The 14,812-nt window shown below is 71.8% G+C and carries 13 protein-coding genes; 8 read left to right on the top strand and 5 right to left on the bottom strand.

Features of this window, described 5'->3' with window-relative positions:
• Positions 1-12: 12 nt before the first annotated feature.
• Positions 13-1,413 carry a cellulase family glycosylhydrolase gene (locus tag AB0I21_RS16005; protein WP_360561730.1) on the bottom strand — a complete coding sequence of 467 codons (1,401 nt, stop codon included), beginning with the start codon at positions 1,411-1,413 and terminating at the stop codon, positions 13-15.
• A gap of 131 nt (positions 1,414-1,544) precedes the next feature.
• Here AB0I21_RS16005 and AB0I21_RS16000 point away from each other — a divergent pair, with 131 nt between their 5' ends.
• Positions 1,545-2,039 carry a DUF892 family protein gene (locus tag AB0I21_RS16000; RefSeq protein WP_344502562.1) on the top strand — a complete coding sequence of 165 codons (495 nt, stop codon included), beginning with the start codon at positions 1,545-1,547 and terminating at the stop codon, positions 2,037-2,039.
• A 56-nt stretch (positions 2,040-2,095) separates the two neighbouring features.
• Here AB0I21_RS16000 and AB0I21_RS15995 read toward each other — a convergent pair whose 3' ends face one another.
• Together AB0I21_RS15995 and AB0I21_RS15990 are read right to left on the bottom strand one after the other, a co-directional pair.
• Positions 2,096-2,854, bottom strand: coding sequence for a serine protease (locus AB0I21_RS15995; protein ID WP_360561729.1), 759 nt, complete (start codon positions 2,852-2,854; stop codon positions 2,096-2,098).
• A 58-nt stretch (positions 2,855-2,912) separates the two neighbouring features.
• Complete coding sequence (locus tag AB0I21_RS15990) at positions 2,913-3,686, bottom strand: putative protein N(5)-glutamine methyltransferase (protein WP_360561727.1); 774 nt, start codon at positions 3,684-3,686, stop codon at positions 2,913-2,915.
• A 93-nt stretch (positions 3,687-3,779) separates the two neighbouring features.
• Here AB0I21_RS15990 and AB0I21_RS15985 point away from each other — a divergent pair, with 93 nt between their 5' ends.
• The 5 genes from AB0I21_RS15985 (at position 3,780) to AB0I21_RS15965 (ending at position 8,570) form a co-directional block, all read left to right on the top strand.
• Positions 3,780-4,748 (top strand): zinc-binding dehydrogenase, encoded by a 969-nt coding sequence (locus tag AB0I21_RS15985; RefSeq protein WP_360561726.1) that lies wholly within the window; start codon positions 3,780-3,782, stop codon positions 4,746-4,748.
• Positions 4,748-5,257 carry a hypothetical protein gene (locus AB0I21_RS15980; protein WP_360561724.1) on the top strand — a complete coding sequence of 170 codons (510 nt, stop codon included), beginning with the start codon at positions 4,748-4,750 and terminating at the stop codon, positions 5,255-5,257. Before AB0I21_RS15985 ends, AB0I21_RS15980 begins: the two co-directional genes overlap by 1 nt.
• Entirely contained in the window at positions 5,254-6,456 is a 1,203-nt protein-coding gene (locus AB0I21_RS15975; protein ID WP_360561723.1) for a hypothetical protein, read from the top strand. Before AB0I21_RS15980 ends, AB0I21_RS15975 begins: the two co-directional genes overlap by 4 nt.
• Entirely contained in the window at positions 6,440-7,213 is a 774-nt protein-coding gene (locus tag AB0I21_RS15970; protein ID WP_360561721.1) for an alpha-ketoglutarate-dependent dioxygenase AlkB, read from the top strand. The genes AB0I21_RS15975 and AB0I21_RS15970 overlap by 17 nt, the downstream gene beginning before the upstream one ends.
• 1,204 nt (positions 7,214-8,417) lie before the next feature.
• Entirely contained in the window at positions 8,418-8,570 is a 153-nt protein-coding gene (locus AB0I21_RS15965; protein ID WP_360561719.1) for a hypothetical protein, read from the top strand.
• 1,786 nt (positions 8,571-10,356) lie between these two features.
• Here AB0I21_RS15965 and AB0I21_RS15960 read toward each other — a convergent pair.
• Positions 10,357-11,703, bottom strand: coding sequence for an aspartate aminotransferase family protein (locus tag AB0I21_RS15960; protein WP_344502572.1), 1,347 nt, complete (start codon positions 11,701-11,703; stop codon positions 10,357-10,359).
• A 79-nt stretch (positions 11,704-11,782) separates the two neighbouring features.
• On the opposite strand from AB0I21_RS15960, the gene AB0I21_RS15955 reads away from it, so the two are divergent.
• Positions 11,783-12,400 (top strand): pyridoxamine 5'-phosphate oxidase family protein, encoded by a 618-nt coding sequence (locus AB0I21_RS15955; protein WP_360561716.1) that lies wholly within the window; start codon positions 11,783-11,785, stop codon positions 12,398-12,400.
• A gap of 132 nt (positions 12,401-12,532) precedes the next feature.
• A complete protein-coding gene (locus tag AB0I21_RS15950; RefSeq protein WP_360561714.1) occupies positions 12,533-12,928 on the top strand; it encodes a hypothetical protein in 396 nt (131 codons plus the stop codon).
• Positions 12,929-12,956: 28 nt separating this feature from the next.
• On the opposite strand, the gene AB0I21_RS15945 is transcribed toward AB0I21_RS15950, so the two are convergent.
• Positions 12,957-14,810, bottom strand: coding sequence for a M48 family metallopeptidase (locus AB0I21_RS15945; protein WP_360561712.1), 1,854 nt, complete (start codon positions 14,808-14,810; stop codon positions 12,957-12,959).
• Between the last annotated feature and the right edge of the window lie 2 nt (positions 14,811-14,812).

Below are 14,812 nucleotides of genomic sequence, written 5' to 3'. Positions count from 1 at the left end.
GGCGAGGGTACGTTATGCGCAGCGCGTCCCGTTGAGCGTGAACGCGGTCGGCGCGGTGTTCGTGCCGTTCCAGTTGGACAGGAACCCGAACGTCACGGTGCCGCCGGCGGGGATGCTCGCCGTGTAGCTCACGCTGGTCCAGGTGACGGCGGCGCCGGACTGGGCGTAGGTGGCGCCCCACGACTGGGTGACGACCTGGCCGTTCGCGTAGCTCCAGGTCAGTGTCCAGCCGTTGATCGCGCCGGCACCGGTGTTCGTCACCTTCACGTCGCCCTGGAACCCGCCCTGCCACTGGTTGGTGACGCTGTACGCGACCTTGCACGCGCCGGACGGCGGCAGGGACGACGACCGCGACGGCGACGGCGACACCGAGCGCGACGGCGACGGGGAGACCGACCGCGACGGCGAGTTGGTGACCACTCCGCCGTAGACGGTGGCCTCCTTGGCGGTGGCCTTGATGCCGTTGGCGCCGTTGAAGATGCGCTCGCCCCAGCTGGTGAGCTGCGCGGGGTTGAAGCCGGTCACCATGTCGAGGTACTCGACGCCGCCGCCGTTGCCGCTCCACGACCAGCCGAGGTAGCCGATCCGCAGCGACTGGGTGGTCGCCATGATGGTGTCCTCGTCGGGGTTGCCGTCGGAGTGGTTGAACCCGAACTCCCCGACGACGATCGGCAGCTTCGCGGTGACGAACCGGTTGAGGTAGTCGTTGATCTCCGCGGCGGTGTCGAACACGCCGTACATGTGGATCGAGAACACCGTGTTCTTCAGCGGGTCGGCGGCGAAGACGGTCGCCGCGTTGTCGCGCATCGTGAAGGACCAGTCCTGGCCCCAGTTGGGCGCGTCGACCATGATGGTGTGCTCGAACCCGTTGCTGCGCAGGCGCTTGACCGCGTTGGCGGTGTCGGTGGCCCAGTTGGCGACGGTGGCGGCGTTGTTGCCGTAGGGCTCGTTGCCGATGTTCACGATGACGTACTTCTCCTGGCCGGCGAGGGCGCTCTTGACGCTCAGCCAGTAGTCGACCGCCCGGTCGAGGGTGATCGCGCCGCTCTGCTCGCCGTAGCCGGTGGTGTCGTGCGCCTCCAGGACGCAGATGAGCCGGTTGGCCTTGCACAGCGACACGACGTTGGCGACGTCGGCGGTGTCGTTCTTCGTCCAGCGGTCGCCGGTGGCGAGCACGACCCGGACGCTGTTCGCGCCGAGCGCCTTGATGTTGGCGAACGAACTGGTCTGCGTCGGGTACCAGGTGTGCGCGTGGCTGACGCCGCGCATGACGAACTCGGCGCCGTTGGCGTCGTAGAGCCGGCCGTTGCTGACGGTGAAGCCGGTCGCCGCCGATGCCGGCTGCACGGCGACGAGCAGCGACACCACGACCGCCAGCGCCGCGGCCGCCGCGAGGGTGATCCGCGTTCTCATGTTGGTCCTCCTAGGGGGTGTTGGACGCAACATATGAAGCGCTTCAGTTCACGGTCAACGATGTCAGCGCCGTGCCGCAGGTCGGCCGCGCGAGCGGTGTGAAACTTGCAGCGCCGGGTAGCTGGGGCCGCATGACCATCGACAATCCGTCCGACCTGTTCCTCTACGAGCTGTCCGGCATGTACGACGCCGAGCGCAAGAGCAACCATCTCGTCGGCGAGATGCTCGGCCAGGCCGAACAAAGCCCGCTCGCCCAGATCCTGCGCGCCCAGCAGCAGCAGGGGCAGCAGAAGATCCAGAACATCGAGACGTGCTTCGCGATGATGGAGATGGAGCCGGTCGAGGTGCCGTGCTCGACGCTCGACGGGATGCGGGCGGAGTTCCAGGCGTTCGCCGGCCAGCGGCCTTCCACCGAGGCGATGGAGATCTACGCCGTGGACGCGGAGACGAAGCTGGCGCACTTCGGCATCGCCGGCTACCGCGGGCTGATCGACAAGGCGCTGCTCATGGGCGAGACGCAGTGCGCGCAGATCCTGCAGACCAACCTGGTGCAGAAGCAGGAGAACGCGGGGACGTTCGAGCGGATCAGCCACGAGCTCGGCCAGCGGGTGGCCATGCAGATCTGAGGCAGATCCGAGGCCGGAGGGGGCCCCGACATCGGGCCCCCTCCGGTCCTCCGGGGTCAGCCCCCGAGACTCGCCGCAGCGGAGGCGATCGCCGAGGCGAACGTGCTCACCTGCGTGTAGACGCCCGGGTAGTTCGGGCGGGCGCAGCCGTTGCCCCAGCTGACGATGCCGACCTGGATCCAGGCGTTGGCGGCGTCGCGGCGGAACATCGGGCCGCCCGAGTCGCCCTGGCAGGTGTCGGTGCCGCCGGCGGCGTACCCGGCGCAGATCTCGTCGTTCGGGATCAGGTCCGGGTAGGAGTTGTCACAGGTCGAGTCCGCCACGTACGGCACGGTCGCCTTGAGCAGGTAGCGCTGCTGCGCGCCGCCCTCGCGCGCCGCACCCCATCCCGCGACGGTGAAGGTGCCGGTGTTGTACGTGGTGTTCGTCGCGATCGGCAGCGTGGCCAGGCCGCTGACGGGCGACGCGAGCCGGATCAGCGCCCAGTCCTTGCCGTTGCCGTTGTACCCGGGTGCCCGGTACACGTAGTTGGACTTGATCTGGATACGGCTGGCCGACTGCAGGTCGACCACGCCCAGCGTCGCGGTGATGCTGGTGTTGGTGCCGGTGCCGCCCACACAGTGCGCGGCGGTGAGCACCAGCCGCGGGCTGTACAGCGCGCCGCCGCAGCCCATCGAGAGCCGCACCATGAACGGGAACTCGCCCTGCGCCGCTCGGGTGCCGCCGACGACGTCCTGCTGGGCGTGCGCGACGCCCGGCAGCACGCCGACGGTGGCGATGACGGCGGTCAGGACCGCCAGGAACCTTCGAACCATCCGTGAGCCTCCCCAACGAGTTGGATGATGGGGAGGATGGTATCCATCGATTCGATACTTATGGATATATCGTCCGGCTCATACTGCCGACCACGACGCTGGTCTCGGTCTCCGGGTCGGTGACGGTCGCCGGCGTCAGGCCGCTCCCGGCGAGGACCGCGTGGACCGCGTCCAGCTGGGCGTCGCCGGCCTCGGTCAGCAGGCGCCCGTCGCGGGCCAGCCAGCGCGGCGCCTCGGCCGCGACCCGGCGCAGCACGCGCAGGCCGTCGTCGCCGCCGTCGAGCGCGGCCCGCCGCTCGTGCACCCGGAACTCCTCGGGCAGGAACGCGATCTGCGCCGTCGGCACGTAGGGCACGTTCGCGAGGAGCACGTCGACCCGCCCGCGCAGGTCCTCCGGGAGCGGGTCGAAGAGGTCACCCTCGTACACCTCGGCGTGCGGGAGGTTCCGCCGGGCGCAGGCCACCGCGGCCGGGTCGACGTCGGCCGCCACCAGCCTCGTCCCCTCCCTGCCGCGGGTCGCGACCGCACCGAGCGCCCCCGTGCCGCAGCACAGGTCCAGCACCGTGTGTCCACTGTGGATGAACGTGCGCGCGGTGACGGCCAGGAGCTCGGTGCGGTGGCGCGGGATGAACACGCCGTCCTCGATGGCGAACCGTTCGCCCGCGAACGACGCCCACCCGACGAGGTACTCGATGGGGTGTCCCTGCACGCGCCGCTCGACGAGCGTCGCCAGCCGTTGTTCGTCGCCGGCGGCCGCCTCGGTGAGCAGCGCGGCCTCGTCCTCGGCGAACACGCATCCGGCGGCGCGCAGCCGGTCAATAACCGTGGGCACGCCGCACTCTACTTTGCGGCTGCTCCATGAAGGATGCCGGGCCGCGGCAAGCCTTGCCTCGGCCCCTTCATGAAGCAGGCGCTACGCTGACGTGTGCGCGCGGTTATGCTGTCCGGCCCCGGTCCCGTGTCGAACCTGAGCGTCGTCGAGGTGCCGACACCATCGCCGCCGCCGGGCTGGGTCAGGATCCGCGTGCGGGCGTTCGGGCTCAACCGCTCCGAGCTGCACACCCGCCTCGGCCTCGCGGAGGGCGTGGTCTTCCCCCGCGTCCCGGGCATCGAGGCGACGGGCGTGGTGGACGACCCGGGTGATTCCTCGTTCACCGTCGGCCAGCAGGTCGCCACGATGATGGGCGGGATGGGCCGCACCTTCGACGGCGGCTACGCCGAGTACACGGTCGTGCCCGCCGCGCAGGTCATCCCGTTCGTGTCCGAACTGCCGTGGCCCGCGATCGGCGCCGTCCCGGAGACGCTGCAGACGGCGTACGGCTCCCTCGTCACCGCCCTGGACCTGCGGCCCGGCCAGACGCTGCTGATCCGCGGCGGCACGTCGTCGGTCGGCCTGGCCGCCGCCGCGCTCGCCCACGACCTCGGCGCGACCGTGCTGTCCACGACCCGCTCCCCCGGCCGCCTCGCGGCCCTGACCGGCGTCGGCGTCACCCACCCGCTCGTCGACGACGGCGCGGTCGCCGCTCAGGTCAGGACGCTGTTCCCGGACGGTGTCGACGCGGCCCTGGAGCTCGTCGGCACCCCCACCCTGCCCGACACGCTGGCCGCGACCCGCGTCCGGGGCACGGTCTGCTTCACCGGCATGCTGTCCAACGAGTGGCTGGTCCGCGACTTCTACCCCATCGGCTACCTGCCGACCGGTGTCCGCCTGACCGCCTACGGCGGCGAGGCGAGCGACCTGCCACCCGCGGTCCTGCAGCGGTTCCTCGACCGGATCGCCGCCGGCGAGCTGACGCTCGGCCCGGTCCACACGTACGCGATGGACGACATCCGCACCGCCCACACCGACCTGGAGCGGGGCACCCACGTCGGCAAGCTGGTCGGGCTCGCCTGATGCCCTCGTGCCAGCAGCTCGTCGAGGAGGCCCTGGCCGCCCCGGTCGCCGGCTGGGACTTCACCTGGCTGCGGGGCCGTTCGCACGGCGGCGACCCGTCCTGGTCGTACCAGGCCCTCGCCCGCCCGCCGATCGCCGGCGCGTCGTCGCTGCTGGACGTCGACACCGGCGGCGAGCTCCTGGCCTCCCTCGCGCCGCTCCCCCCGCGCACCGTCGCGACGGAGTCCTGGGCACCGAACGTCCCGGTCGCCGCCGCCACCCTCCTGTTCGACCCGTCCGAGGAGGTGCCGCTGCGCGCCGCCGGCATCGTCGACCTCGCGTCCTGGAAGCACCCCCGTACCCTCGACGTCATCCTGCGGGCGGCCCACGACCCATCGCTCGTCGACGCCGGCGGCGATGTCAGTCGCGTCCTCGCGCTGCTGCCCTACGACGTCCCCGCCGACGATCTGCCCGAGCTCGTCCGCTGGGGCTTCGACCTGCAACGCACCACCGACGGTGCCAACCCGTGACGTCGCACTCGAACGGCAGGTACAGCGCCATGCCCACCGCAGAGGCCCGCATCGATGACACGGGCAACATCCTGGTCGCGCCGGCGGCCGTGCACGACGATCCGCTGGTCAGGGACTTCTTCGGGGCCGTGAGCACGCCGGAGGAGCTGCCCGCCGTGCATCGCAGGACCGTCTACCTGTGCGGCGACGTGTCCGGCATCCGCGTGCCCGCGCTCGACGGGGCCGCGCGGGTGTTCGTCGTCGGCGGGCTGTCGCACGGCTCCGCGCCGTGGCCGGTCGCCGACCCCGGGCAGGTGCCCGTCCGTGTCCATGGCGCCGGCGTGTACTACCGGCGCTTCTTCGACCCCGACGCCGGCCACTTCGGCCGGATCACCTCGGAGCACGCGTTCCAGTCCCTCACGGAGTCCACCAAGCCCGGCACCGCCCACCGCACCGGGATCTACCTGACCCCCGTCACGCGCGACGGCGACGACCTGCACTTCCGCCTGCTCCGGTGCTCCACGAACCTCTCAGGCCCGACCGAGAACTTCGCCACGACCGACACACGCATCGTCGAGGCCCTGAACCGGGAGGCCGCCCACGTGTTCCAGGGCCACGCCCCGCTGAACCACGTCCTCGCGCAGATCTACCACAACACCCCGGGCACAGACGAGCGCAAGCAGTCCAAGGCCAAGATCTCGGCGCACGCCGACAAGACCAAGGACATGCCCGGCAACGGCGTCATGGCCTTCTGCACCTTCTACGATGGGCTCGACAAGCTGCGCCCCCTGGGCCCCTTCGACCACGGCCTGAACGGTGTCAGCGGGCTCACCAGGCTGCACTTCCGGCTCAAGGCGCCGGCCGACCTTCCGGAGCAGTTCACCCTGACCCTCTATCCCGGCTCCGTGTTCTTCATGCCGCTGTCCACGAACCGGCTGTACACGCACGAGGTCCGGCCTCCAACGCTGGACGCCGGGCTGCTGCCGACCCGCCTCGGTTATGTGGTGCGCTGTTCGAGCGCCGAGGCCGTGCACAGGGACGGGCAGACGTTCCTCAAGACGGACGCCGGTCCGGTCGAGCTCGGACCGCCCACGCCGGAGGGCATGGCCGAGCTGCGCAGGTTGTACGCCGAGGAGAACCGGACCCAGTCGTTCGTCCACTACGGCGACGAGCTGCGCTTCAGCATGAACTCGGGGGACTACCGTGCACCCCGGGTCTGAGTTCCGCTCGTACACCCTGACCGCCGGCGGGAACCCGTTCGAGGAGCTGTTCGCGTCGGCGCGGTTCGAGCCGGTGGGCAAGGGCCGGCTGGGCGCCGTCCTGGTCGGGACCGGCGAGACGGGTGACGTGCCGATCGTGCGCACCACCACCCGCTACAGCCTGCCCGCGCAGCGTTTTCCGCCGGTGTACGAGCGGCTGGCGCGACAGGTCCAGGCATGCGCGGCGCTCCCTGCCGGCTTCAACAACGCGCTCGTCGAGAGCTACACGAACGCGTACACCACCATGGGCGGCCACAGCGACCAGGCCCTCGACCTGGCGGACGGGTCGTCCATCGCGGTCTTCTCCTGCTACGAACGGCCCGAGGTGCACCCACCGCGGAAGCTGATCGTCGAGCCGAAGGAGCCCGGCGGCGCCACCTTCGAGATCCCGATGCCCCACAACAGCGTCATCGTGTTCTCCCTCGACACCAACCGCCGCCACCGCCACCGGATCGTGCTGGACAGACCCGCCCAGATGCCCGAGAACCGCTGGCTGGGCGTGACCTTCCGGACCTCGAAGACCTTCGTCCGACACCACGACGGCCAGGCGACCCTGCCCAACGGCACGCACCTGACCTCAGCCGACGACGCCCAGCAACACGAGTTCTTCCTGCTGCGGCGCCGCGAGAACACCGAAACGGACTTCACCTACCCTCCGCTGACGTACACCCTCAGCGCCAGCGACCTGCTGCCACCCCTCACCACCCCCACCGACTGACCCACCGCGAGCAGGACCGACGCCAGTCGCTCGACAAGCTCCTTCTCGCGCGCCAGCAGGTGCACGGCATGAGGATCGCGGCGAGCCCGGCAAGCTTGGAAGCGCTCCGCTCTGCGTTCGTAGCGGCGGCCAAGGCGACGGTTGCCGGCAAACCACGACAGGCACGCCTCGACGATCCACCGATGCCGGCCAAGTCACTACGAGGACTCAACGCCCTTTGCGAGCGACGCGGACCGTGATCCCTCTGCGGCGGACCCCGGCCCGGACGGCCTTGTGGTCGTAGGCCGCGTGCGGCTTCCCGGGCCGGCGGCGGGGCCAGCCGCGACGACCCCGCACCGGCGTGAGGAAGTCCAGCAGCGGGAACAGCAACTGCGCGGCAGAAGGGTTCGCGGCGGATTTCAGCACCCCGCAACAGCACACCCCGCCGGCCGCACAGGACGCGGACCTTCGAACCCGGTCCGCCGCGGCCGACCAAGTTTGGCCCGGTCAGATCCCCTGTCAACGCCCGGACACTGATCGAGTCGATGACCACCCGCGACCAGTCGATCCCACCGGCCCCGTGCAGCCGGTGCAGCAGCTCGTGGTGGAGGTGTTCCCACAGCCCGTGCCTGGCCCACCCGGCGAACCGGCGGTGCACCGTCGGCCGGGACCCTCCGAAGAACGCCGCGGGCAGCATCCGCCACGAACAGAAGATCATGCCCGAGGCCACAACCTCACCGACTGAGACACCCCCTGAGATTCGGTGCGGATCCAGGGCGGCTCGGTGCTCCACCGGCAAGCGACGCGACACCGAACATCGACGCGACACCGGACATTGGCGTGGCACTGGCGACCGGAGCGGCACCGGACATCGGCGTGGCACCGGCGACCGGCGCGGCACCACGAGTGTGGACCTCCGTCGCTGGTCGCCAGACGTGGGAGTGTCGGCGGGGCTCGGGACGCCGGCGGAACCGTGGAACTCAACGCCGGTGGAGTCGACGACGGCGTTGCCGCCGACAAGCACGACGCGGCTCGGGTGCGCCGCTCGATGGACCGAGATGGGAACCGTTGTCGCCGGTGGACCTGGACCGGCGGGCGGCGCCGAGGGTGCGGGCGGCGCGGCGGGTGCCGTCGGGGGCCGAGGTCGGCGGTCGCAGGCGGGGCCGATACCGGTGCGCAGGGCCGCACGCTCGCCTGCGGATCCGTCGAACGCCTGACCGACGGGGTGCCTGCAGACGTCACCGCCGGGGTGCCCGCAGACGAGGTCAGGTCCGCTGCCGACGTCGCAGACAAGGGCGCCGCCGCTGGGGTGCCCGCCGACGCCACCAAGACAATCAAGTCCACTGCCGCCGTCGCGGACAAGGGTGGCACCAGCTGAGCGACCACCGGCGTTGCCGAGGCGGTCAAGTCCACTGCTGCCGTGGCAGACAAGAGCGTCGCCGCTGGGGTGCCCGCCGATGCTGCCGAGACGGTCGAGTGTGCTGCCGCCGGCGCGACCGAGGACGTCGCCAGCTGGACCGTCGCGAGCGTCGGTGGCGAAGCGGTTGAAGGTGGCGGTGCAGCTGGATGCGTTGCCCGCTGGGTGGTTGACGGCGCTGGCCCGACCGCCACGGACGTTGCCGGCGAGGTGGTCGAGTGCGCGGCCGAGGGCAGCACGGGCCGAACGGCGCACGCGGTGCCGGTGAGGCGGTCGGAGGCGGCGGTCGTGGTGGCGCGGCCGGGAGACGTCGGCGATGGCACGGCAGGAGAGGGCGGGGGTGGCACGGTCGGAGAGGGCGGGGGTGGCGCGGCCGGACGTGTTGCCGGTGGGGGTGCGGTGGTGAGGGTGCGGGCGTTGCGGAGGCGGGTCAGCTTGGTGGCGTGGCGGGCGGCGAGGCCGTGCGTGCGGGCCTCGGCGAACTCCGCCTTGGCACGCGTCCTGGCCTCGCGCCGGCGGCTGTGCTCATCAGCGGCGGCGACGCGCCGGGCGGCGCCGACCGCGGCCCAGTCGACCTCCGAAACCCGCGGCGCCGGGCCGGAAAGCGGTGCGGACAAAGAAAAGTATGGCCGTGGCATGAGCGACCTCCCCTCAACCGCTCACCACCCATCCTCCCCCAACCACACCCCCCGCACACCGGCCGAAAGAAGGGGAACCAGGGCGTAGGTCGTCGCGTGCACGGGTGTGACGATTCGCAGACGAACCATCCTCGTGGCCGGGGCGACCGCCGCCGGCACCGCGCGCGCCCGGGGTCGCCGAGGCGGCCGAGGTCAGGTACAGGATGCCGGTCACCGGGGGTGAGACGTGGGAGAACGGCTTCGCGGTGCGCGGTGACCTGCGTGGCGTGCACTTCGGGGCGCTGGGCGGGGAGCGGCCGGTCGACGGGTTCCGGGTCATGGTCGCGGTCACCATGACCGCCGCCGGGGCCGCCTGTTTCCTGGCCTGGATGGTGTACGGGCGGCTGCCCGCCGGACTCGCCCGCACCGTGACCCCGGGACAGCTGAGCCCGGCCAGGAGCCGGTTCGGGGCGAGGGTCGGCGGCGCGGGCGTCACGTACAGGAGCTGCCTGAGCAGTGGGTGTCGCGCAACGGTGACACGCTCGTCGTCGCGGCCCGGCTGCACGGGGACGGCGCCGGGCATCCGGGGAGCGCGGAGTACGCGAGGGCGCGGACGGCCGTGTACCGCGACGGCGTGCTCGTCGCCGAGGCCGACACCGCGGAAGGGGTGTCCAGGTGCCGCCGGAGCCCGGCCTGTTCCGGTTGGAGATGCGGGCGGAGCCGGCGGCGTTCGGGACCGTCGTCGACCTCGCCTGGACGTTCCGGTCCGGGCATGTGCCCGGCGGGGACTGGCGGCGGATGCCGCTGCGTGCGGTGTCCTTCGCGCCTGTACTGCGGGCCGACGGCACCGCCGCCGCCGGCCGGGCGTTTCGCTTCCCGTACCGGATGACGACGCAGGCGACGACGGCGGTGCGGCCGGGGGTGGAGGTGTCCTACGACGACGGGCGCTCATGGTTCCCCGCGCTGGTGACCGCCACGCACGTCGCGGTCGCGCACCCGGGCGGCAAGGGGTGGGTGTCGTTGCGGGCCACGGCCGAGGGGCTGGAGCAGACGACGCTGCGGGCGTATCCGTTCGGGCCTTGTCCGGGACGGTGGCGCTGCCGAGAAGATCCCGGCAGCGCCGGGCCCGGTCACGCCACGTGCGCGTCGGCCGCGTCGAGGGCGTCGTCGATCGCGTCGATGCCCTGCAGCAGCTCCTCCTCGGTGACGACCAGCGGCGGCACCACGTGCAGCCGGTTGAAGTGCGTGAACGGCCACACGCCGCGGGCCTTGCAGGCGGCGACGACGTCGGCCATCGGCTTGGCCGCGGCGCCGGACGCGTTGTAGGGCACCAGCATCTCGCGGGTATCGCGGTCGCGGACCAGCTCGATCGCCCAGAACAGGCCGAGGCCGCGCACCTCCCCGACCGACGGGTGCCGGTCGCGCAGCTTCTCCAGCCGCGGCGCGACGACCCGCTCGCCGAGGTCCTTGACCCGCTCGGGGATCCGCTCGTCGCGCATCACCTCGATGGTCGCGACGGCCGCCGCGCAGGCCAGGGGGTGGCCCGAGTACGTGAGGCCGCCGGGGAACGGGCGCTCCGCGAACGTGTCGTACACCTTGTCGCCGAGCACGACCCCGCCCAGCGGGACGTAACCGGAGTTGACGCCCTTCGCGAACGTGATCAGGTCCGGCACCACACCCCACCGGTCGACGGCGAACCACTCACCGCACCGACCGAACCCGCTCATCACCTCGTCGCAGATCAGCAGCGCGCCGTGCCGGTCGCACAGCTCGCGGACTCCGGCGAGGTACCCGGGCGGCGGCACGAGGATCCCGTTAGTCCCGACGACCGTCTCCAGCACGACGGCGGCGATCGTGCCCGGCCCCTCGAACATGAACACCTCCTCGAGGTGCTGCAGGGCGCGCTGGGTCTCCTGCTCCGGGCTGTCCGCGTGGAAGGAGGAGCGGTAGGGGTACGGGCCGAAGAAACGCACGACGCCCGGCATCGCGGGCTCGTTGGCCCAGCGGCGCGGATCGCCGGTGAGCGTGATCGATCCGGTGGTCGCGCCGTGGTACGACCGGTACGCGGCCAGGATCTTGTGCCGGCCGGTCGTCAGCCGCGCCATCTTGACGGCGTGCTCGTTGGCCTCGGTGCCGCCGTTGGTGAAGAACACGTGCGACAGGTCCCCGGGCGCCACCTCCGCGATGAGCCGCGCGGCCTCGCTGCGCGCCGGGTTGGCGAAGCTCGGCGCGACCGTGCACAGCAGCGCCGCCTGCTCCTGGATCGCGGCGACGACCCGCGGGTGCTGATGCCCGAGGTTCAGGTTCACCAGCTGTGAGGAGAAGTCGAGGTACCTGGTGCCGGCGGCGTCCCAGAACGTGCTGCCGAGGCCGCCGGTGACGACGACCGGGTCCAGCGCCCGCTGCGCCGACCAGGAGTGGAAGACGTGCGCGCGGTCGTCACGGTAGGCGTCCGCGTCGGAGATGTGTCCGGTCATGAGCCGACGCTAATCGCACACGTCCGGCCGTACAATAGCTTCATCGTTACAGGTTGTTACGGGTCCTATGCTGAGAACCATGCAGATCACCTCGACCGCTGAACTGGAGGACCTGCTCGGGTCGCCGATGCCCCGGGCCGCGAGCAAGGAACGCAGCACCCTGGCACAGACCGACCGGGACTGGCTGGCGCTGTCGCCGTTCGTCCTCGTCGGCACCTCCGACGCCGACGGCAACTGCGACGTCTCCCCGAAGGGCGACCCGCCCGGCTTCACCCACGTCATCGACGAGCGGACCATCGCCCTGCCGGAGCGCCCCGGCAACCGGCGCGCCGACAGCTTCCACAACATCCTCGCCAACCCTCACGTCGGCCTGATCTTCCTGATCCCGGGCCGCCGCGAGACGCTGCGCATCAACGGCCGCGCCCGCCTGCTCACCGACGCCCCGTGGTTCTCCTCGATGGTCGTCGAGGGCCACCGGCCGATCCTCGCCCTCGTCGTCGACATCGACACCATCTTCTTCCACTGCCAGAAGGCCTTCATGCGCGCCAACCTGTGGAAGCCCGAGACCTGGACCCCCGAGGACCTGCCGTCCCACGCGAAGCTCATCAAGAGCGTCCTGAACACCAACGAGTCGCTCGAGCAGCTCGAGGAGTACTACGCCGAGGACCGCTACAGCCGCGGCCTCTACACCTCCTGACCCTTCCCCACCCCTGCGAACAGTCGGTGAGGTCCGGGTACAGCTTCTCCAGCCGCCCGGCCTCACCGAACCCCGCAGCCCTGGACCACAAACCTGCTGGCGTCGGTCGATCATGGTCGCGATACTGCGCGGATGAGCAGATTTACCGAGGTCATCGTGCTGGCGAAGGAAGCGGAGCAGGTGATGGAGCCGCTCACGCTGCCCGACCCGCAGCGGGGCTGGCACCAGTGCTTCGGTCGCGTCGACGAGAACCAGTTCTACGGCACGAACTTCGGCTCGTCCGAGTGCTACGCCTGGGTCATCCAGTTCCAGCGCCAGACCTGGGCGGGGTTGCTGCCGCTCCTCGAGTCGCTGCCCTGGCCGCGGCCGGAGTCGGTGCAGGTGCTCGTCCGCGACGAGGAGGACGACTGTTTCGGCCTGTGGATGCTGTACGACGGCAAGCTGGCCGAGGTGCCGCTGCCTCGCACGGACCGCTACAACAACGGCCGCACCATCACGGGCGTCCTGTCCCGCACCGACCGGGTATGACCCCCTGCGGACTCGTATGCGGCCGCGGTCAGGTGGTGGCGTCGTGCATGGCCTTGGTGAAGACGGACTCGGCGTCGGCGTGTTCTTCGCTCTGGGGGCCGTTGCGCACCTCGACGAGGGTGCCGTCGTGGAGGGTGAGCTGCCAGCGGAAGCGGACCTTCGTGGTGCGGACGGCGGCGGTGATCTCCTCGTACGGGATGAAGCGCGCGCCGGGAGTGGTGGCGAGTTCCCGGGGGTCGCCGTCGGCGAGCCAGCGGCGCATCCGGTAGCGGGCCATGCCCGTCTTGTACCGCGGCATCCCCGGCATCAGGAGCAGCCCGTGGCTGAGGATGAGCAGATCCGCGCGGGAGCCGTCGACGATGGCGGTGGTGATGCCGGCGAGGATGCCGGCGTGCTCGGTGCCGACGCGCTGGCGGACGTGGCGGGCCGTGGTGACGTCGACGCCGCGGGCGTGCAGCTGCTGGCGGGCGAGGGCCACGGTCGCCGGGTCGCAGGCGAGGCCGGCGGGCTGGGAGAGGTCGAGGCGGGCGCCGGAGAGGTCGACCAGGAAGGCGGACGCGGTCCAGGACACCTGCCAGCGGGCCACGCCGGAGCGGACGGCGGCGAGGCGGAGCAGGGTCTCCAGCGGCGCGGCGAAGCGGGTGCGGGCCTCGCGGCGGGTCGCGTCGGGGAAGAGCGGGCCGGCGAGGTCGTCGAGGCGGCCGGCGGCGACGAGGTCCAGGACGGCGCCGACGTCGGGGACGGGCCGGCCGACGGCGCGGCTGAACGCGCGGAGCATCGTGTCGGACTGCTCCTGCAGGTCGGAGGTCTGCACGGCGGCGCGGAACTCGTCCCAGGGCAGGACCATGGCGGCCGGCAGCGCCACGGCCTGCAGGGCGCGGCCGGCGGCGGCCAGGTCCGCGACGAGGACGGCGGCGGGTCCGTCGGCGGCGGCGAAGGAGGACTCCGGCGCGGCCATGACGGCCTCGACGCGGGCGGGCAGCGGCGGGTGGGTGTCCCAGCGGTCGGGCGGGCGCGCCGACGTGACGAGCCGGGCGCGCAGCGCCGAGACCTCCTCCGCGCGGGAGCGCAGCAGCGGCGGGAAGCCGCCGAACACGTCGTCGGGCAGGTAGCCGGCGTCCAGGCCGGGGCGCACGACGGTGCCGAGGTAGAAGCCGAACACCTGGTCCAGGACCTCGACCTCGCGCAGGGCGTTCGCCGCCGGCAGCCGGCCCGCCACCCGTACCGCGGCGAGATCCGCCTCGAGCTCCTGGCGGCGGCTGACGGCGTTGTGCACGAGCAGGAACAGCGCGGCGTAGGCGCGGAAGATCCAGCCGGCGACGTTGGACGTGCCGAGGTGGCCGATGGTGCGGGCGAGGGCGACGCGGCCGCGGTACGAGATGCCGGCGAACCTCGTGTGGCTGCCGGAGTAGTGGCCGAGCTCGTGCGCGAGGACGAACCGCAGCTGCGCGACGGTCAGCGTCTGCAGCAGCGGCATCCCCACGTACAGGTGGCGGCGCCCGCCGATCAGGCCCATCAGGTGGGCCCGTTCGGTGACGGCGGCGTTGACCTCCGGCACCAGGTGGATCTCGTCCGGGGCGCGGGTGCCGACCGCCGCGGCCAGCTCGCGCACCGTCTGCCACAGCAGGGGCGCGTTGTGCGGGGTGAGCGGGATGCCCTGCGGGCCCGCGCCGTCGGCGCGCAGCGCCTTCCACGTGCCGTAGCCGACGGCCCACACGGTCGCGACGAACACCGCCACGCCGAGCTTCACGCCGATGGAGCCGGTGGTGACGCTCGCCACCCAGATCGCGAGGGCGAGCCCGGCCGCGAGCTGCACGAGGGCGAGGACGTAGAAGCCGGCCAGCATGATCAGCGACAGGAAGGCGCGGACGGCGACGGTCATCG

It is taken from the genome of Dactylosporangium sp. NPDC050588 (assembly GCF_040654975.1).
GTDB lineage: Bacteria > Actinomycetota > Actinomycetes > Mycobacteriales > Micromonosporaceae > Dactylosporangium > Dactylosporangium maewongense.
The sequence above is the reverse complement of the archived record's forward strand: the minus strand, read 5'-3'. Positions and strand labels throughout refer to the sequence as shown.